The organism is Bradyrhizobium nitroreducens (genome assembly GCF_002776695.1).
Taxonomy (GTDB): Bacteria; Pseudomonadota; Alphaproteobacteria; order Rhizobiales; family Xanthobacteraceae; genus Bradyrhizobium; species Bradyrhizobium nitroreducens.
Genome location: NZ_LFJC01000003.1, coordinates 857077 through 876336, shown reverse-complemented (window position 1 = coordinate 876336; position 19260 = coordinate 857077). Strand labels below are relative to the sequence as shown.

Genomic DNA, 19260 nt, shown 5'->3' with positions numbered 1-19260 from the left:
GGACATGCTCGGGAAGGATCAGATCGCGGCCGCATCGCGCGTGCTCGACCGGCATTGGCGTGACGGCACCAAGCTCGATGCGCTGGAAGAACAGTTACGGCCACAGAGCCGCGCTGACGGCTACGCCATCCAGGCCGCACTCGAAACGCAATCGCCCGGAAAATTGTTCGGCTGGAAGATCGCAGCAACGAGCGAGTCCGGACAGAGGCACATCAATGTCGCGGGGCCGCTGGCCGGTCGCATCATGAGCGACACCGTGATTGCCGATGGCGGCACCGCATCGATGAAGGGCAACGCGATGCGCGTCGGCGAGCCGGAATTTTGTTTTCGCATGGGACGCGATCTGCCGCCCCGCGCAACGCCGTACACTGTCGACGAGGTGCTCGCCGCCGTCGACACCTTGCATCCCGCGATCGAAATTCCGGATTCGCGCTTCGTCGATTTCGCCGGTGCCGGCGAAGCGCAGCTCATCGCCGACAATGCCTGCGCGCATCTGTTCGTGCTGGGCGCGGCGACATCCGCGAATTGGCGCGCAATGGATCTCGTCGAGGAACGGCCGCAGATCACGCTGCGCGGCCAGCGTTATATCGGCCACGGCAAGAACGTGCTCGGCGATCCCCGCGTTGCACTCGCCTGGCTTGCCAACGAGCTCTCCGGGCTCGGCATCACCTTGCGGGCAGGGCAGGTGGTGACCACGGGCACGTGCCATTCGCCGCTGCCGATCGAGGCCGGCGATCATTTCGCGGTGGATTTTGGCGTCCTGGGGAAAGCGTCGGTGGGATTCGTGTAAACGTCGCCGTCATTGTGAGCATCGCACTTCGCGCACGTGCCCCGGACGCAGCGCAGCGCCCTTAGCGGTGCGCTGCAGAGCCGGGGCCCATTTCGCCGCATTGTACCTTGTTGCTCTGGGTCCCGGCTCTGCACTGCAACGCTTCGGCGTTGCAGCTTGTCCGGGACACGAGAGCGAGCCTCGTCGATCCACCTTAGTGGGGCAGCCGTCGCCAGCAGCTCTCACCGATGCCCGAAGATCGCGCTGCCCACGCGCACATGCGTGGCGCCGAGCATGATGGCTGTCGCAAAATCCGCGCTCATGCCCATCGACAGATTCTTCAATCCATTGCGCGCGGCGATCTTGGCGGTCAGCGCGAAATGCGCCGCCGGCGGCTCGTCGACCGGGGGGATGCACATCAGCCCGGAGATCGTCAGCCCATAGGTGTCGCGGCAGCTGGCGAGGAAGGCATCGGCCTCGCCGGGCGCGACGCCGGCCTTCTGCGGCTCCTCGCCGGTATTGATCTGGACGAAGAGCTGCGGGTGCTTGTTCTGGGATTCGATTTCCTTGGCTAACGCTTGGCAAATGCTCGGACGGTCGACCGAGTGGATGGCATCGAACAGCGCGACCGCCTCTTTCGCCTTGTTCGATTGCAGCGGTCCGATCAGATGCAGCGCGATGCCGGGGTAAGCAGACATTAACGCGGGCCACTTGCTCTTGGCCTCCTGCACCCGATTCTCGCCGAATACGCGCTGTCCGGCCTCGATGATCGGGGAAATGGCATCCGCGGCGAAAGTCTTGGACACCGCGATCAGCGTCACGGTGGCGCGATCGCGTCGCGCATCCCTGCAGGCGCGGGCGATTTCGGCTTCGACCGCGGCGAGCGCGTTTGGTGAATGGCCGGTTACCGGCGCGGCGTTGGCTTCTGTCATGAGGTCGATTGATTAAGGTCGTAACCTGGGTAAGTCCAATTTTACCGAGTTCAAGAAAGAGTTTTTGAACCCTTCGCTTTACCCTGCTCGACGGGGTGGGTAGCGAAGATGGCAAGCGTCAGTTTCAACCGCAAACGAGCGAAACTCAAGCAGGTTCTCGGAATCCGGGCGCGGCTTGCGTTGCTCGCCGTGATTCTTGTGGCGCCCTTGATGCTGGAGCGCATCCGTTCGCTCGAAGACACCCGCACCCGGCAGATCGCGCAGGCCACGGTTGAGTTTACCACCGTCGCAAGGCACTCCGCCGATGCGCAGCGTGAGGTGATCTCGTCGGTCGAGACCATCCTGAAATCGGAAGCTTTCATCCGCGCCTCCGCCGGCGGCGTCAGCAAGAGCTGCGACGTGCTGCGCGCGAGCCTGCCGTCGAACCTGCCCTGGATCCGCACGCTGTTGATCGCCGGCCAGGACGGACGCATCCAATGCGCCACCAACAACATGTATGTCGGCCTCGACCTCAGCGACCGGCCTTACTTCCAGCAGGCGCAGGAAACCGGGCGTTTCGTGCTGAGCGATTTCATCCTGTCGCGACCGGTACTATCGCCGACCGTGATGGCAGTCTATCCGGTGTCCGCCTTCAGCGGCACATCCGACGCCGTCGTGCTCGCCACCGTCAATCTCGACTGGATGTCGAAGGTGATGAACAATCTCGGCGGCCGCGCCGGCATCACCGCCGTGCTGGTCGACAGCGCCGGCACCGTGCTCGCCGCGCCGGCCGACCAGCACAGCGCAGTCGGCCGCCCGCTCGACAACATGCCGCTGATGTCCGCGATCGCCGACAAGGCGCTGCGGTCGGACCAGGACGAAGGCTCGCTGTCTTTCCTCGCCGCCGACGGCTCGCGCCGCGCGGTCAGCTACATCCGCATCGCCGGCACCAATGCCCGCCTGATCGCCAGCATCGACGAGGACAAGGTGTCCGCGGCGGTGAGCCGCGACATCCGCACCGCCTATCTCCAGCTCGCTTTCGTCGTCGTGTTCGTCCTGCTCGGCGCGCTGATCGCCGCCGAGAAGCTCGTCATCAAGCCGATCGAGATGCTCGCAGACATGGCCAAGCGTCTCGGCGAGGGCGATCTGTCGGCGCGCGCGGCGCGCAATCGCCTGCCTGCCGAATTCGTGCCGCTGGCCCGCGCCTTCAACGCGATGGCTGCGCAACTGAGCCAGCGCGAGCGCGAGCTGATCGCGAGCAACGACCGGCTGACGGTGATGGCCTCGATCGACATGCTGTCGGGCCTCGCCAATCGACGTGGCTTCCAGAGCCGGCTCGACTTCGAATGGATGCGGGCGCAGCAGTATGGCAGCGATCTCGCGCTGCTGATGATCGACGTCGATCATTTCAAGCTGTTCAATGACACCTATGGCCATCTCGAAGGTGATTCCTGCCTGACCCGGCTCGGCGAGTCGCTCTCCGGCATCGCCGCCGACACGATGGGCTTTGCGGCGCGCTACGGCGGCGAGGAATTCTGCCTGCTGCTGCCGAACACCGATGTGAACCGCGCCGTGGAAATCGGCGAGCTGGTGCGTGCGGCCGTGCTGAAGCTGTGCCTGCCCCACATCACCTCTGCCCACATGATCGTCACGGTCTCGATCGGCGTGGCCGCGGCGAAGCCCAATGAGGCCTTGCGTCCCGGCGATCTCATCGAAGCCGCCGACGCCGCGCTCTACGCCGCCAAGCACCGCGGCCGCAACAAGGTCGTCGAGCACGGGGTGCAGGCGATCGAGACCAGCGCGGCAGATATGATGATGGCGGCCAGCGCGTAGCGCGCGGTCGCTTCACCTCACCCCGCTTGCTATCCCGCAGCCCCGTCGCGATCGAGCTCGATCTCCGTCACCACGCGATTGCGGCCGCCGCCCTTGGCAAGGTAGAGCGCGCGGTCGCAGCGCTCGATGAGATCGGCGATGGCTTCACTGGCCCGATACTGCGCCACGCCGATCGACACGCTGATATGGGGCAAGGTCTCGCCGGTCGAGCGACGGGTGATCCTGCATTCGGCGATCGCGCGCCTGACATGCTCGGCGATCTCGACGCAAGCGGCAAGATCGGCGCCCGGCAGCACCGCGATCAGCTCCTCGCCGCCATAGCGCGCCGGCAGATCCTGCGCGCGCACCTTTTCGCGCAGCACCTTTGCGATCAGGCGCAGCACCTGGTCGCCGACGCCATGGCCGAACTCGTCGTTGAAGGTCTTGAAGTGGTCGATGTCGAGCAGGAGCACGCCGAGCGGCTCGCCCCAGTCCGCGGTGACTTGCGCCTTGCGCAGGAATTCATCGAGCGCCCGCCGGTTGGCGAGGCCCGTCAGCGTGTCGGTCCGCGCGCGCTCCTCGGATTTGGACAGCGAGTCGCGGATCACGTCGAGCTCGCGGGCCTTCTCGACAAAGCCCGCTTCCAGGCGCGTCGCCCTCGTGGCGGCTCGGGCGAGCTCGTTCATGAGCTGGGCAACCAGCGCCTTCGGATCGACGCCGGACTTGCCCTGGTCGGCGACCTCGCTGATGACCTGCATCTGCGAATGGTTGTCAGCGATTGCGGTCGCCAGAAATTCCCTGGCCGCCCCCATGAGGGCCTGCAGCCGCTCGGACGTGTCGACCACAGCGGCGGCACTCACCTGGGGCGCGACATAGGTCCTGAACAGGTCCTGATTGGTCCTGCTGTCGAAGGGACGATTATGGTCGATCAGGAGATCGATGGCGTTGCGCAGATCGTCATGGCCGCCCGCGAAATACTGGAACCAGACGGCAAAACTGGCCGGGGTCGGCGCAATCCGCCGTTCGGCCATGCTCCGCATAGCCCGTCCGGCGACGGACGCGGCGTAGTCGTAATCGAGTTCGTCGAAGCTGGGATCCATCGTGGTCATGCGGTCTCGTCAGGCCGCAAATTGGCATTGAGCCCTTAATCCCACCCCAACGTGGGCCCTCGTAGTTATGCGGAGACGCCGGGCAAGGTTCCAAATCGCGGCAACCCATTGACCCCTTGAGGACTTCTATGGCCTAGTCCGCCGTCTTGAGACGGCCGAACCCACAAAAACCCCAACGATTCCATGACCTCCGAACGCTATAACGCCCGCGACGCCGAACCGCGCTGGCAACGCCTCTGGGACGAACAGGCGATCTTCGTCTCCAAGAACGATGATTCGCGGCCGAAATATTATGTGCTCGAGATGTTTCCCTACCCGTCGGGGCGCATCCATATCGGCCATGTCCGGAATTACACGCTCGGCGACGTGCTGGCCCGCTTCATGCGCGCCAAGGGGTTCAACGTGCTGCACCCGATGGGCTGGGACGCCTTCGGCCTGCCGGCCGAGAATGCCGCGATCGAGCGCAAGGTCGCGCCCAAGGCCTGGACCTACGACAACATCGCCGCGATGAAGAAGCAGCTCCGCTCGATCGGGCTGTCGCTGGACTGGAGCCGCGAATTCGCGACCTGCGACCCCAGCTACTACAAGCATCAGCAGAAGATGTTCCTGGACATGCTCGCCGCCGGCCTCGCCGAGCGCGAGAAGCGCAAGCTCAACTGGGATCCGGTCGACATGACCGTGCTCGCCAACGAGCAGGTGATCGACGGCCGCGGCTGGCGCTCAGGTGCCGTCGTCGAACAGCGCGAGATGAGCCAGTGGGTCTTCAAGATCACGAAGTACTCGCAGGAGCTGCTGTCCGCGCTGGATGGGCTCGACCGCTGGCCCGACAAGGTCAGGCTGATGCAACGCAACTGGATCGGCCGCTCCGAGGGCCTCTTGATCCGTTTCGCGCTGGATGCAGCGACGACGCCCGCCGGTGAGAACGAGCTGAAGATTTTCACGACGCGCCCTGACACCCTGTTCGGCGCGAAGTTCATGGCGATCTCGGCGGATCATCCGCTCGCGCAGGCCGCCGCCGCGAAAAATCCGAGGCTTGCGGAGTTCATTGCCGACATCAAGAAGATCGGCACCGCGCAATCGATCATCGACACCGCGGAGAAGCAGGGTTTCGACACCGGCATCCGCGCGGTGCATCCGTTCGATCCGAGCTGGAAGCTGCCGGTCTATGTCGCCAATTTCGTGCTGATGGAATACGGCACCGGCGCGATCTTCGGCTGCCCGGCGCACGACCAGCGCGACCTCGACTTCGTCAACAAGTACAATCTCGGCAACACGCCCGTCGTGTGCCCCGAGGGCCAGGATCCCAAGACCTTCGTCATCACCGACACCGCCTATGACGGTGACGGCCGCATGATCAATTCGCGCTTCCTCGACGGCATGACCATCGATCAGGCCAAGGACGAAGTTGCAAGGCGCCTGGAAAGCGAGCTGCGCGGCAACGCGCCGGTTGGCGAGCGGCAGGTCAATTTCCGCCTGCGGGACTGGGGCATCTCACGCCAGCGCTATTGGGGCTGCCCGATCCCCGTGATCCATTGCCCGAAGTGCGACGTCGTGCCGGTGCCGGATGCCGACCTGCCCGTGGTGCTGCCGGAGGATGTGAGCTTCGACAAGCCGGGCAACGCGCTGGACCATCACCCGACCTGGAAGCACGTCACCTGCCCGAAATGCGGCGGCAAGGCTAACCGCGAAACCGACACCATGGACACCTTCGTGGATTCGTCCTGGTATTTTGCGCGCTTCACCGACCCCTGGAACGAGACCGCGCCGACGACGCCTGCGGTCGCCAACCGGATGCTGCCGGTCGACCAGTATATCGGGGGTGTCGAGCATGCGATCCTGCATCTGCTCTACAGCCGCTTCTTCACCCGCGCGATGAAGGCGACCGGGCACATCGCGCTGGACGAGCCGTTCGCCGGAATGTTCACGCAAGGTATGGTGGTGCACGAGACCTACCAGAAGGCCGACGGTACCTATGTGCAGCCGGCCGAAGTGAAGATCGAAGTCGGCGGCAACGGACGCCGCGCCACGCTGCTGACTTCGGGCGAAGACGTCCAGATCGGCCCGATCGAGAAGATGTCGAAGTCGAAGAAGAACACGGTCGACCCCGACGACATCATCGAGACCTACGGCGCCGACGTCGCCCGCTGGTTCATGCTGTCGGATTCGCCGCCCGACCGCGACGTGATCTGGAGCGACGAGCGCGTCCAGGGCGCCTCGCGCTTCGTACAGCGGCTATGGCGGCTGGTGAACGATTCCGTCGAACTCGGCAACGCCGCGCCGTCGGCCCGGCCGGCCAGCTTCGGTCCGGACGCCACCGCCCTGCGCAAGGCCGCCCACGGCGCGCTCGACAAGGTCACCACCGGGATCGAGCGGCTGCACTTCAACGTCTGCCTGGCCCATATCCGCGAATTCGCCAACGCCTTCTCGGAGATCCTGCAGCGTCCCGGCCAGCCGGCGGCCGATCTCGCGCCAGATTTGGCTTGGGCGATCCGGGAAGCCAGCCAGATCCTGGTCCAGCTGTTCTCCCCGATGATGCCGCACCTCGCCGAGGAGTGCTGGCAGGCTCTGGGCCAGAGCGGGCTGGTTTCGGAGGCCAATTGGCCCCAAATCGAACGCGATTTGCTGGTTGAGGACAGCGTGACCCTGGTGGTCCAGGTCAACGGCAAGAAGCGGGGTGAGGTCACAGTTGCAACAGCGGCCCAGAATCCGGAAATCGAGGCTGCCGTTTTGGCCCTCGATGCGGTAAAGCTGGCCCTGGACGGCAAGCCCGTCCGCAAGGTGATCATCGTCCCCAAGAGGATCGTAAATGTTGTCGGCTAGGATCCGCATCGCAGCCCGCTTGCTGGCGGTCGCCGCCTTGGCCGCGCTGACGGCCGGCTGTTTCCAGCCGATGTATGCCGAGCGGAGCGACGGGACCCCCGGCCTGCGCGAGAAGCTGATGGGGGTCGAGCTGCCCCCGATCAGCAAGCCCAACGCCTCCCGCGAGGCCCGCGTCGGCGTCGAAATCCGCAACGCGCTGGCCTTCAAGCTTTACGGCTCCGCGACGGGCATGCCGCCGACCCACCGGCTGGACATCCGCTTCACCACCAGCCGTTCCTCGCTGATCGTCAGCGCCACGACGGGATTGCCGACCAGCGAAAATCTCGGCATCGACGCCCAGTACAATCTGATCGAGGTCGCGACCGGCAAGTCGGTCATGACCGGCTCGACCTTCTCACGCGTGTCCTACGACATGCCGGGCTCCTATCAGCGCTTCTCCCGCAACCGCGCCGTGCGCGATGCCGAGGATCGCGCCGCCAACGAGATCGCCGAGAACATCACGACCCGGCTGGCCTCGTTCTTCACCGCGGGCACTTAAGTCATACCCGCCATTCCGGGGCACGTGTAGCGTGAACTCAGTTGCACAATTGCGCAGCTGAGAATCTCGATCAAACAATCGCTGGATTCCGGGCTCTCGCTTTGCGAGCCCCGGAATGACAATTGGGTCCGATGGTCGCGCTGCGCGGAAAAGAGATCGACGCCTTCCTCGCCCGCCCCGATGCGGGCCGTCCGATCATCCTGCTTTACGGCCCCGACGCCGGCCTCGTGCGCGAGCGCGCCGATGCACTGATCGCTTCCGGCGTCGATGATCCCAACGATCCCTTCTCCCTGGTCAAGCTCGACGGCGACGAGCTCTCCGCCGAGCCCTCGCGCCTCGTCGACGAGGCCATGACGGTGCCGCTGTTCGGCGGCCGCCGCGCCATCCGCATCCGCGCCGGCTCGCGCAGCTTCGCCAGCGGCATCGACACGCTGGCCGAGATGAATGTGAAGGATTGCCGCATCGTGATCGAGGCCGGCGAGCTCCGCCCGGAATCGCCGCTGCGCAAGGCCTGCGAGAAAGCCAAGACCGCGGTGGCGATCGGCTGCTATCCCGACACCGAGCGCGACCTCGCCAAGCTCATGGATGACGAATTGCGCATCGCGAATTTGCGCATCGCGCAGGATGCTCGCGCGGCGCTGATGTCGTTCCTCGGCGGTGACCGCCAGGCCTCGCGCAACGAGCTGCGCAAACTGACGCTCTACGCCCATGGCAAAGGCGAGGTCACGCTGGACGACGTGATGGCCGTGGTGGCGGATGCCTCCGAGCTCAAGCTCGACCCGATCGTCGACGGCGCCTTTGCCGGCCGGCCCGACATCGTCGAGACCGAATTCGCCAAAGCCATGATCGCTGGCACCTATCCCGGTGTGATCATCTCCGCGGCGCAGCGCCAGGCGGCGTGGCTGCACAAATCCGCGCTCGCGATCGCCGACGGCCAGCCGGCCTCAGCCGTGCTCGACGGCGGCTATCCGCGGCTGCATTTTTCACGAAAGCCCGCGGTCGAGACGGCGCTGCGCAATTTCAGCCCGGCCCGGCTCGCCGCGGTGATCGAGCAGCTCGCGACCGCCGCGCTCGACACCCGCAAGCAATCGACTCTCGCCGCCGCCATCGCCCAGCGCACGCTGATGGCGATCGCCGCGAATGCGAGGCGACGGGGTTAGAGCCCGCGATCTCCACGTCGTTGCAATGACGGTGTTGGCGCAGAAGCGCGCCACACGTCCAGTGTCGTCCCTGCGAACGCAAGGGACCCATAACCACAGGGAGACGTGTTGCGAAGATTCGTAGTCCGGTACTGCGACCGGATCCGATCGAGAGATCACGCGGTATGGGTACCCGCGTTCGCGGGGACGACACCCGGGCCTACAACACGCCCTTGGCGAGCCGCTTCATCACCTCGTCGAGCTGATCGAGATTGCGGTAGTTGATCTGCACCGAGCCGCCGGGGTCACGGTGATTGACGGTGACCTTGAGGCCGAGCGCGTCGCTGACGCGCTTTTCGAGATCGATCGTGTCGGGGTCCTTTTCCTTAGCCCCCGTGCTGCGCGCCTTCTGCGGCTTGCGCTCCGGCACGCCCTCTTCATGCGCGAGCGCCTCTGCCTGACGGACGTTGAGGCCCTCTTCGACGATGCGCTTGGCGGCCGCGAGCGGATCCGGCACGCCGATCAGCGCACGAGCGTGGCCGGCCGTGAGCTCGCCGGTCGCGATGAAAGCCTGCACCTCGGCCGGCAGCTTGGTCAGCCGCATCATGTTGGCGACATGGCTGCGGCTCTTGCCGACGACCCTCGCGATGTCCTCCTGGCTGCGTTTGAACTCGTTGGCGAGCGCGTGATAGCCCTGCGCCTCTTCCATCGGATTGAGATCCTCGCGCTGCACGTTCTCGACGATCGCGAACTCCAGCGCGTCGCTGTCGCTGATGTCGACCGGCACGATCGGCACTTCGTGCAGGCCCGCCATCTGCGAGGCGCGCCAGCGCCGCTCGCCGGCGATGATCTCGAAGCGGTCCTGCGCGCCCTTCACCGGACGCACCACGATCGGCTGGATCACGCCGTGCTGCTTGATGGACTCGGAGAGCTCCTTCAGCTCGGCGTCCAGAAAGGTGCGACGTGGATTGCGCGGATTGGCCTTGATGAACTCGATCGGCACCTTGCGCTGCGCGCGCGGTCGATCGACATGCTGGGCCTCGCCGCCGACGTCACCGATCAGACTTGCAAGACCCCGGCCCAGTCGCGAACGCGCTTCGTCGGCCATCGTCAGCTCCCTTGGATTCACGCTGCAGCACTCCAGAACTGAATTTCGAAACTTGTAGGATGGGTAGAGCGAAGCGAAACCCATCGCTGTTTGCGTTTGGGGGGATGGGTCTCGCTATGCTCTACCCATCCCACGAATCAACGTCGTCCGGCTTCAATGCGTGACGCGCAGCTCGCGCTCGCGCTGGATCACTTCGGTGGCGAGCCGCAAGTAAGCTTCGCTGCCGACGCATTTGAGATCGTAGACCAGCACCGGCTTGCCGTAGGACGGCGCCTCCGAGATGCGCACGTTGCGCGGGATCATGGTCTTGTAGACCTTCTCACCCATGAACTGGCGGACGTCGGCGACGACCTGGTTCGAGAGGTTGTTGCGCGAGTCGAACATGGTCAGCACGATGCCGTGGATCGACAGGTTCGGATTGAGCGTCGAGCGCACCTGCTCCACCGTCTGGAGCAATTGTGACAGACCCTCGAGCGCGAAGAACTCGCACTGCAACGGCACCAGGATCGCATCCGACGCTGCCATCGCATTCACCGTGAGCAGGTTGAGCGAGGGCGGGCAGTCGATCAGCACGTACGTGTAATCAGACTCCGGCGAGACGTTGTTGTTGAGCGCGCCGATCGCGTCGCGCAGCTTGAAAGCGCGGCCGGGCGTGGTGCCGAGCTCGAGCTCGAGACCGGAGAGATCCATGGTCGAGGGCGCGATGTGCAGCCGCGGCACCGCGGTCGAGACCACCGCTTCGCGCAAGCTCGATTCGCCGATCAGCACGTCATAGGTCGAGCACGAGCGGTTGCGGCGATCGATGCCGAGGCCGGTCGAGGCATTGCCCTGCGGATCGAGATCGACGATCAGGACGCGTTCGCCAATCGCCGCGAGCGCGGTGCCGAGGTTGATCGCTGTGGTTGTTTTTCCCACACCGCCCTTCTGATTGGCGAGTGCCAGGATGCGCGGATGGCCATGCGGGACCTCTGCGGTCTTTTCTTGCTGCGGCTCGTCAATCACGGTCATCGAAATTCCCCACTCAACCCCTGAACGCCTCACCCGCGCCGTTCAACTGAAGTCAGCTCGACGATCCAGCCGTCGCCTGTCCGGCTTCGGTGGAGCTGTGGCTGAATATTCCAATATTTAGCGGCTTCGGTCAATTCAGCCTCTACATCTTGACCCTTGAGAAACAACGCCTTTGCGCCCTGGCGCATCAGCGGCTCCGCAAAGCCGATGAGTTGATGTAGCGGAGCCAGCGCGCGGGCGGTGACGCAATCGACGGGGCCGGTGATTCTATCCACATTATCCCCGATCTCAGCGAGATGTACGACTCCCGGAGATGTGGTGACGCGGATCGCTTCGCGCAAAAACGCAGCCTTCTTGGCGATTCGTTCGACGAGATGCACGCTCGCGCCGGGCGTTCCGGCCATCGCGCAGGCCAGCACGACGCCGGGAAAGCCGCCGCCGCTGCCAAGGTCGGCCCAGCGCTTTGCGTCGGGCGCGAGATCGAGGAGCTGGAGCGAGTCGGCGATATGCCTGGTCCAGAGATGGGGTAGCGTCGAGGGCGCGACCAGATTGGTCTTGGCCTGCCACTCCCGCAGCAGCGCGATGTAGCGATCGAGCCGCTCTTCGGTTTCACGTGAAACGGGCGCGAGCTTGAGCGCCTCGCGCTTGTCGGCTGCGATAATGGAGTCGAGCGCCTGATCCTTGGCGTTGGATTTGTCGATCTTTGGTTTGGCCAAGCTCGGACCGGATCTATGACCCGTGCCCTCACCCGGTCCGGATCGTCGCGATAGCGGTCTGTCCCCGCCGGGTCCGCGCTGTTTCACGTGAAACGCCTATGCGATTGGCTTATGCGATTGCTTTTGAGGTCTTCCGTGCCTCGCGCCGGAGATAGGCCGCGAGGATGCCGAGCGCCGCCGGCGTCATGCCGTCGATCCGGCCGGCCTGACCGACCGTGAACGGCCGCGCCTTCTCCAGCTTGGCCCTCACCTCATTGGAGAGACCCGGCACCTGCTGGTAATCGACTTCCGACAGCACCATCCCCTCGTCACGCCGGAAGGCTTCGACGTCGGCGCTCTGGCGCTCCAGATAGACATCGTATTTAGCGTCGATCTCGAGATGGGTGGCAATGACGGGATCGATGGCGGACAGCTCCGGCCAGATCGTCCGGACCTGGCTCCAGCCGATCTCCGGATAGGCCATCAGCTCGAAGGCCGATCGGCGCTGGCCATCCCGGTTCAGAGACAGACCATGCTTGATCGCCTCGTTCGGGGTGATGGTCAGTGACTTTGAGAGCATCCGGGCCGCGTTCAGGGCGTCCATCTTGGCCCGGTGATGCCTGATACGGGCATTGCCGACGCAACCAAGTGCGATCCCCTTCTCGGTCAGACGCTGATCGGCGTTATCCGCCCTAAGCGTCAGCCGGTACTCGGCGCGCGAGGTGAACATCCGATAGGGCTCGCTGATGCCGCGGGTGACGAGGTCATCGATCATCACCCCGAGATAGCCATCCGCACGGTCGAATACCGTCAGTGCAGCACCGCTGGCGGCAAGCGCAGCATTCAGGCCGGCCACGATTCCCTGCCCGGCAGCTTCTTCATATCCTGTGGTGCCGTTGATCTGCCCGGCCAGGAACAGGCCGCGAAGACGCTTGGTCTGCAGGGTCGGATCGAGTTCGCGCGGGTCAATGTGGTCGTATTCGATGGCATAGCCCGGGCGGACCATCTTGACGCGCTCCAAACCAGGGATGCTGGCGAGGATCGCGAGCTGGACCTCCTCCGGCAGCGAGGTCGAGATGCCGTTGGGATAAACCGTCGTATCGTCGAGGCCTTCCGGCTCCAGGAAGATCTGGTGGCCGTCGCGATCGCCAAAGCGAACGATCTTGTCCTCGATCGAGGGGCAATAGCGTGGCCCAGAGCTCTTGATCTGGCCGGAATACATCGGAGAGCGATGGACGTTCGCGCGGATCACCTCATGGGTCGCCGCGGTGGTCCGGGTGATCCCGCACTGAATTTGAGGCGTCGTGATCCGTTCGGTCATCACCGAGAACGGCTCAGGCGGCTCGTCTCCGGGCTGCATCTCGACGGCGGACCAGTCGATCGTCGTGCCATCCAGACGGGGCGGAGTGCCCGTCTTGAGCCGCCCAAGGGTGAAGCCGGCACGCTCAAACGAGCTGGAAAGACCCATCGCGGGGGCTTCACCGACTCGTCCGGCAGGCCAATTCCTCTCGCCGAGATGGATCAGACCACGCAGGAAGGTCCCGGTGGTGACGACGACGGCCCCTGCCCGGAGCTCCCGGCCGTCGGCCAGCCGCAGTCCCGTGACGCGGCTGTCGACAACGATCAGCTCATCGGCCTCGCCTTCGATGACCGAAAGACCGTCGGTCTCCTGGATCGCGGCCTGCATCGCTGCGGCATAGAGCTTCCGGTCAGCCTGAGCCCGAGGACCGCGCACTGCCGGGCCTTTGCGGCGATTGAGCACGCGAAACTGGATGCCGCCGGCATCAGCAACGCGCCCCATCAGACCATCGAGTGCATCGACTTCGCGGACCAGATGCCCCTTGCCGAGACCACCGATGGCGGGATTGCAGGACATTGCTCCGACGGTAGAGAAGCGGTGCGTCACCAGAGCAGTCGTCGCCCCCATCCGGGCAGACGCAGCCGCGGCTTCACAGCCGGCATGGCCGCCGCCAATCACGATGACGTCGAAGCTCTCTCGCTCTGTTCGCATGATCGGACTTCTAGCTCAGAGGCAGGAAAGCCGGAAGCGGAAACTGGAGAGGTGAATGTTTCACGTGAAACGCGGGCCGGTGGGCTTCGGAGCATTTTTGCGAAAACAACCCCATGCACAGTAGCGAAGGCTTTGAAAGGACTGCTGTTTCACCGGGCCATTCTCCGCGATGAAAATAGAGCGGAAGCCGACGCTCCGCGCACTGTCCTTGCAAGCGAAACAATCCAGAATCCCGCTGGGAAGACAATCGGGGATTGCTTCGTCGCAAGGGCTCGCAATGACGGGCGCGGCCCGACGTTTCACGTGAAACAGAGGTGGACGCGGAACTCGGATGGAATGGAAGGCAATACGGGCTACGAGGTGGTTCCCGCGCCTGTTTCACGTGAAACATAAGAAATGGAACAAGCGCTAGTTCTACAATGAAGAACTAGCGCTACTTTCCGATGCAGAATTTCTGGAAGATGGCCCCCAGGACGTCCTCGACGTCCACCCGGCCCAACAGCCGACCCAAGGCATACGCGGCAGCGCGCAGCTCTTCGGCTGCCAGCTCCTCGCCCTCTTCTACAAGCTCCAGACTCCGGCGCAAGCTGTCTGACGCCTGGCGCAACAGATGGCGTTGGCGAGCCCGGGTCACCAAGGCACCCTCGGTCGTCCCGAAGAAATCGGCCGCGAATTTCACGAGTGCTTCGACCAGCTCGGGAATGCCGTCACCCCTGCTTGCCGAGATCGCGAACCCGCCGGCCGGTGCGGCGCCGCCGCCCTCGTTGAGGTCGATCTTGTTGCGCACGATCCAGACCGAGCCGCCGGACGTCAACAGCGGCGGCCTTGCATCCGGATCGACGGCGCGCCCGCCCTCCACCAGCCACAGCACGAGGTCGGCATCCTCGGCCCGCGCACGTGCGCGGCGCACGCCTTCCTGCTCGACCGGATCGTCGGTCTCTCGAATCCCGGCGGTATCGATGACGGTGACCGGATAGCCGTCGAGATCGAGTTGCACCTCGATCACGTCGCGCGTCGTACCGGCGTAGGGCGAGACGATCGCTACCTCGCGACGCGAGAGCTGATTGATCAACGTCGACTTGCCAACGTTCGGCTCGCCGGCGATCGCAACCACGAGGCCGTCGCGCAAGCGTTCAGAATGTCCCTGTGCCGCGAGGACTTCTGAAATTTCTTCGCGAAGGCTCTTGATCGCCTTCATCGCCGGCGCCCTCAGCTCCGCCGGCACGTCGCCCTCATCGGAAAAATCGATGCCGGCCTCGATCAGCGCCGAGGCCTCGATGATGCGCTCGCGCCAATCGCGTGCGCGATCGCCGAGCAGGCCTTGCAGCTGCCGCAGCGCCTGGCGGCGCTGGCGGTCGGTGTCGGCATGGATGAGATCGTCGAGGCCCTCGGCCTCGGTGAGATCGAGCTTGCCGTTCTCGAACGCGCGCCGCGTGAATTCGCCCGGCTCGGCCCCACGTGTATTCGGAACTATCGAAATACTGGCGAGGAGCGCGGCCAGCACGGCGCGGCCGCCATGGACGTGAAATTCGGCGATGTCCTCGCCGGTCGCGCTGCCCGGCCCGGGAAACCAGAGCACGACGGCGTCGTCGATCGGCTGTCCTGCGCTGTCCCGAAGCAGCCGGCGGCTGGCCTGCCGCGGCGCCGGCAGCTTGCCCGCGAGCGTCGTCAGCACCAGGCCGGCTTGGAGGCCCGAGACGCGGACCACCGCGATGGCGCTGGGCGCGCGGCCGGACGACAACGCAAAGATGGTCTGGTCTCGTGGATGCATGGCCTATTTGTGCGGCTCGTTGGGAAAAGGCAAACATCCGTTTCCGGCCCGGCCAACGGCCGCATCTTGCTGCAGCAAATCCCGCAGCAATTCGCATATTGCACCGCAATATAGAAGGACTGCATGCTGCGCCCGGCCTCCTGCGGCAGCAGTTCGGCCCAGCCGAATTCAAGTATTATTTAGATATATCAATATCTTAATAAAACCTAGGATCGGTCGTGCAGCATTCCTTCATGCTGCACCTACGCTGCAGCAAAGCCGCAAAACAAAAAGGGCGCCCGAAGGCGCCCTTTGATCCTTTGCTGCACTGCACTCAAGTATTCATGGAGTCGAAGAACTCCGAATTGCTCTTGGTCGAGCGCAGCTTGTCGAGCAGGAAGTCGATCGCGTCCATCGTCCCCATCGGATTGAGGATGCGGCGGAGCACGTACATCTTCTTGAGCACCTGCGGATCGGTGATGAGCTCCTCCTTGCGGGTGCCGGAGCGTGAGATGTCGATCGCCGGGAAGGTGCGCTTGTCCGAGACCTTGCGGTCCAGGATCAGTTCCGAGTTGCCGGTGCCCTTGAACTCTTCGAAAATGACTTCGTCCATGCGGCTGCCAGTATCGACCAGCGCGGTCGCGATGATGGTCAGCGAGCCGCCCTCCTCGATATTGCGGGCGGCACCGAAGAAGCGCTTCGGGCGCTGCAGCGCGTTGGCGTCGACACCGCCGGTCAGCACCTTGCCGGATGACGGCACCACGGTGTTGTAGGCGCGACCCAAACGCGTGATCGAATCGAGCAGGATCACGACGTCGCGGCCATGCTCGACCAGACGCTTGGCCTTCTCGATCACCATCTCGGCGACCTGGACGTGGCGGACCGCCGGCTCGTCGAAGGTCGACGACACGACCTCACCCTTCACCGAGCGCTGCATGTCCGTGACTTCTTCGGGACGCTCGTCGATCAGCAGCACGATCAGATAGCATTCGGGATGATTGTGCGTGATCGAATGCGCGATGTTCTGCATCAGCACGGTTTTACCCGTGCGCGGCGGCGCCACGATCAACGCACGCTGGCCTTTACCGATCGGGGCGACGATGTCGATCACCCTTGCAGAAAGGTCTTTTCGCGTCGGATCGTCGATTTCCATGCGGAAACGCTGGTTCGGAAACAGCGGCGTGAGGTTGTCGAAATTGACCTTGTGCTTGGCCTTTTCCGGGTCCTCGAAATTGAGCGTATTGACCTTCAGCAGTGCGAAATAGCGCTCGCCCTCTTTGGGGCTGCGGATGTGACCTTCGATGGTGTCGCCGGTGCGCAGGCCGAAACGGCGGATCTGCGAAGGCGAAACGTAGATGTCATCCGGGCCCGGCAGATAATTCGCATCGGGCGAGCGGAGAAAGCCGAAGCCATCGGAGAGAACCTCGACGACGCCCTGGCCGACGATATCGGTCTCGGCGAGCGCGAGCTGCTTGAGGATGGCGAACAACAGCTCCTGCTTGCGCATGGTGCTGGCATTCTCGACCCCATTCTCCTCCGCGAACGAGACGAGCTCGGCCGGCGTTTTGGACTTGAGGTCTTCGAGTTTAATTTCCCGCATTGGGGTGGTCCTGTGGGGTAGCCTTGGGAGGGGGGGTGCGAGGAGGCTCTGAAATGCGGACGTGAGAAGGCAAGGTCCGCAGGTCTGGCAAGGTTAAGTGCCGATGAGGCTTCAAACCTGATGCGGTGTCCGGCCTCTGGAAAGCTCAGACACAACCACATCCGCCTGCGTTGGGTGGGATGTCGGCAATATAGAAAATCGCTTCCCACTCCGCAAGCCGAAGCGCTAGGCGGATTGATCGCAAGTCCCGCCTAGAACGGCTTCACGATCACCATGATGACGATGAGAATCATCAGAACGGTCGGCACCTCATTGATAATCCGATAGAATTTCTGGGTCCGCGGGCGCCGGTCGGCGGCGAAATCCTTCAGCCAGCGGGAAAAAAAGCCGTGGACCGCGGACATCGCCAGGACCAGTGCCAGTTTTACGTGCAGCCAGCCGAAGGAGAACCAGTGGCCGGACCAAGCCAGATAGAGCCCGGCGAGCCAGGTCACGATCATGGCGGGATTGATGATGGCCTTGAGCAGACGGCGTTCCATCACCTTGAACGTTTCCGACTGCTTCGAGCCGATCTCGGCCTCGGAATGATAGACGAACAGCCGCGGCAGATAGAGCATGCCCGCCATCCAGGCGATGACGGCGATCACATGCAGCGCCTTGATCCAGAGATAGACGTCTTCGAACATTTTCGCGGGTCCGGATTTCTATCCAGCGAAGGGAGCACTGGGGATAGTAAGAACTCGTTAAGGTCTCACCTTCACACATAGTCCATCTGGAGCGCCCCTTCTCCTATAAAGAATCTTAGATTCTTAAGGTTTGAGTCTATGTGACCGTGGATTGGACTCACGCAATTCCGTCCGCGCGTTCACGCGCGCTTGTTCACACCCATCCACATATCCCGGACAGACCTGCCGCCTTCCGATAAGTCAACCGGCCTCAAAGGCTTGCGTGTTTTTATCGGCAGCTTATCAAGGGAGTTGTTCGCGCAATCCCGCTTTCGGCCTCTCAGGGCGGCGAACTTGTTCCCATGGGCAGTGGTGTGAAGAAAATTGGCACTTGTCCCGCCCCTGGTGTCGCACATCCCTTTCCGAGGGGTTAAGCTCCACAGAAATCCACAATCCACACCGCCTCCATACAAAGAGATTTTGTGCCGACCTCGAACAATTATTTCCATCTGCACCTGGTCTCCGACTCCACCGGCGAGACGCTGATCACCGTGGCGCGCGCGGTTGCCGCGCAATATGCGAACGTGACCCCCGTGGAGCACGTCTATCCGCTGGTGCGTAGCCAGAAGCAGCTCGATCGCGTGCTCGATGAGATCGAGGAGGCGCCGGGGATCGTGCTGTTCACACTGCTGGAGAAGGATCTGGTCTCCAGGCTCGAGGACAAGTGCAAGGGGATCAACGTTCCGAGCCTGTCGATCATCGGTCCGGTGATGCAGTTGTTCGAAGCCTATCTCGGGGCTGCGACCACAGGCCGCGTCGGCGCTCAGCACGTCCTCAACGCGGAATATTTCAAGCGCATCGACGCACTGAACTACACGATGATCCATGACGACGGTCAGCATGTCGAAGGCCTCGACGACGCCGACGTGGTGCTGGTGGGCGTGTCCCGCACCTCCAAGACCCCGACGTCGATCTATCTGGCCAATCGGGGCATCCGCACCGCCAATGTACCGCTGGTGCCGGGCATTCCCGTGCCCGAACAGTTGGAGAAGCTGACGCGGCCGCTGGTCGTCAGCCTGCATGCGACGCCGGAACGGCTGATCCAGATTCGTCAGAATCGCCTGCTCTCCATGGGAGCCGAATCCGGCAGCGACACCTATACCGACAAGCAGTCGGTGACCGAGGAGGTCGCGTTCGCGCGCAAGCTCAGCGCCAAGCATGATTGGCCGCTGCTCGACGTCACGCGTCGCTCGATCGAGGAAACCGCCGCGGCGATCATGAAGCTCTACAGCGATCGTCAGCGTAACCGGCCCACGGAATAGTTT

General features: G+C 63.7%; 15 protein-coding genes. 6 read left to right on the top strand and 9 right to left on the bottom strand.

What is annotated here, in order from left to right:
* Nucleotides 1-4 precede the first annotated feature (4 nt).
* Nucleotides 5-790, top strand: a complete 786-nt coding sequence (locus tag TSA1_RS04405; RefSeq protein ID WP_100175280.1) for a 2-keto-4-pentenoate hydratase — start codon at nucleotides 5-7, stop codon at nucleotides 788-790.
* Between the two features lie 221 nt (nucleotides 791-1011).
* Here TSA1_RS04405 and TSA1_RS04400 read toward each other — a convergent pair whose 3' ends face one another.
* On the bottom strand, nucleotides 1012-1701 hold the full coding sequence (locus tag TSA1_RS04400) for a YggS family pyridoxal phosphate-dependent enzyme (RefSeq protein ID WP_100175279.1): 690 nt from the start codon (nucleotides 1699-1701) through the stop codon (nucleotides 1012-1014).
* A gap of 108 nt (nucleotides 1702-1809) precedes the next feature.
* Between TSA1_RS04400 and TSA1_RS04395 the strand changes: the two genes are divergently transcribed.
* Complete coding sequence (locus TSA1_RS04395) at nucleotides 1810-3513, top strand: diguanylate cyclase domain-containing protein (protein WP_100175278.1); 1704 nt, start codon at nucleotides 1810-1812, stop codon at nucleotides 3511-3513.
* Nucleotides 3514-3542: 29 nt separating this feature from the next.
* Here the strand turns inward: TSA1_RS04395 and TSA1_RS04390 are convergent, their stop codons facing one another.
* Entirely contained in the window at nucleotides 3543-4592 is a 1050-nt protein-coding gene (locus tag TSA1_RS04390) for a GGDEF domain-containing protein (protein WP_174719272.1), read from the bottom strand.
* A gap of 192 nt (nucleotides 4593-4784) precedes the next feature.
* Between TSA1_RS04390 and leuS the strand changes: the two genes are divergently transcribed.
* The 3 genes from leuS to holA all read left to right on the top strand — a co-directional run bounded on the left by leuS (nucleotide 4785) and on the right by holA (nucleotide 9119).
* The gene (leuS, locus tag TSA1_RS04385) at nucleotides 4785-7421 is read left to right on the top strand and encodes a leucine--tRNA ligase (protein ID WP_100175277.1); all 2637 of its coding nucleotides are present in this window, start codon (nucleotides 4785-4787) and stop codon (nucleotides 7419-7421) included.
* Complete coding sequence (gene lptE / locus TSA1_RS04380; RefSeq protein ID WP_100175276.1) at nucleotides 7408-7959, top strand: LPS assembly lipoprotein LptE; 552 nt, start codon at nucleotides 7408-7410, stop codon at nucleotides 7957-7959. The genes leuS and lptE overlap by 14 nt, the downstream gene beginning before the upstream one ends.
* 131 nt (nucleotides 7960-8090) lie before the next feature.
* Nucleotides 8091-9119 (top strand): DNA polymerase III subunit delta, encoded by a 1029-nt coding sequence (gene holA, locus TSA1_RS04375; protein WP_100175275.1) that lies wholly within the window; start codon nucleotides 8091-8093, stop codon nucleotides 9117-9119.
* A gap of 199 nt (nucleotides 9120-9318) precedes the next feature.
* On the opposite strand, the gene TSA1_RS04370 is transcribed toward holA, so the two are convergent.
* From TSA1_RS04370 to hemJ, 7 genes are all read right to left on the bottom strand, one after another.
* Complete coding sequence (locus TSA1_RS04370) at nucleotides 9319-10206, bottom strand: ParB/RepB/Spo0J family partition protein (RefSeq protein WP_174718751.1); 888 nt, start codon at nucleotides 10204-10206, stop codon at nucleotides 9319-9321.
* A gap of 153 nt (nucleotides 10207-10359) precedes the next feature.
* Nucleotides 10360-11214: a ParA family protein gene (locus tag TSA1_RS04365; RefSeq protein ID WP_100175273.1), complete on the bottom strand. Its 855-nt coding sequence runs from the start codon at nucleotides 11212-11214 to the stop codon at nucleotides 10360-10362.
* A 29-nt stretch (nucleotides 11215-11243) separates the two neighbouring features.
* Entirely contained in the window at nucleotides 11244-11930 is a 687-nt protein-coding gene (rsmG, locus tag TSA1_RS04360; protein ID WP_245448099.1) for a 16S rRNA (guanine(527)-N(7))-methyltransferase RsmG, read from the bottom strand.
* Between the two features lie 109 nt (nucleotides 11931-12039).
* The gene (gene mnmG / locus TSA1_RS04355) at nucleotides 12040-13920 is read right to left on the bottom strand and encodes a tRNA uridine-5-carboxymethylaminomethyl(34) synthesis enzyme MnmG (protein WP_100175271.1); all 1881 of its coding nucleotides are present in this window, start codon (nucleotides 13918-13920) and stop codon (nucleotides 12040-12042) included.
* Nucleotides 13921-14353: 433 nt separating this feature from the next.
* Nucleotides 14354-15691, bottom strand: a complete 1338-nt coding sequence (gene mnmE, locus TSA1_RS04350) for a tRNA uridine-5-carboxymethylaminomethyl(34) synthesis GTPase MnmE (protein ID WP_100175270.1) — start codon at nucleotides 15689-15691, stop codon at nucleotides 14354-14356.
* 313 nt (nucleotides 15692-16004) lie between these two features.
* Nucleotides 16005-17270, bottom strand: a complete 1266-nt coding sequence (gene rho, locus TSA1_RS04345; protein WP_008133567.1) for a transcription termination factor Rho — start codon at nucleotides 17268-17270, stop codon at nucleotides 16005-16007.
* Nucleotides 17271-17521: 251 nt separating this feature from the next.
* Nucleotides 17522-17956, bottom strand: a complete 435-nt coding sequence (hemJ, locus tag TSA1_RS04340) for a protoporphyrinogen oxidase HemJ (protein ID WP_100175269.1) — start codon at nucleotides 17954-17956, stop codon at nucleotides 17522-17524.
* Between the two features lie 461 nt (nucleotides 17957-18417).
* Here hemJ and TSA1_RS04330 point away from each other — a divergent pair, with 461 nt between their 5' ends.
* A complete protein-coding gene (locus TSA1_RS04330; RefSeq protein WP_100175267.1) occupies nucleotides 18418-19257 on the top strand; it encodes a pyruvate, water dikinase regulatory protein in 840 nt (279 codons plus the stop codon).
* Nucleotides 19258-19260 lie beyond the last annotated feature (3 nt).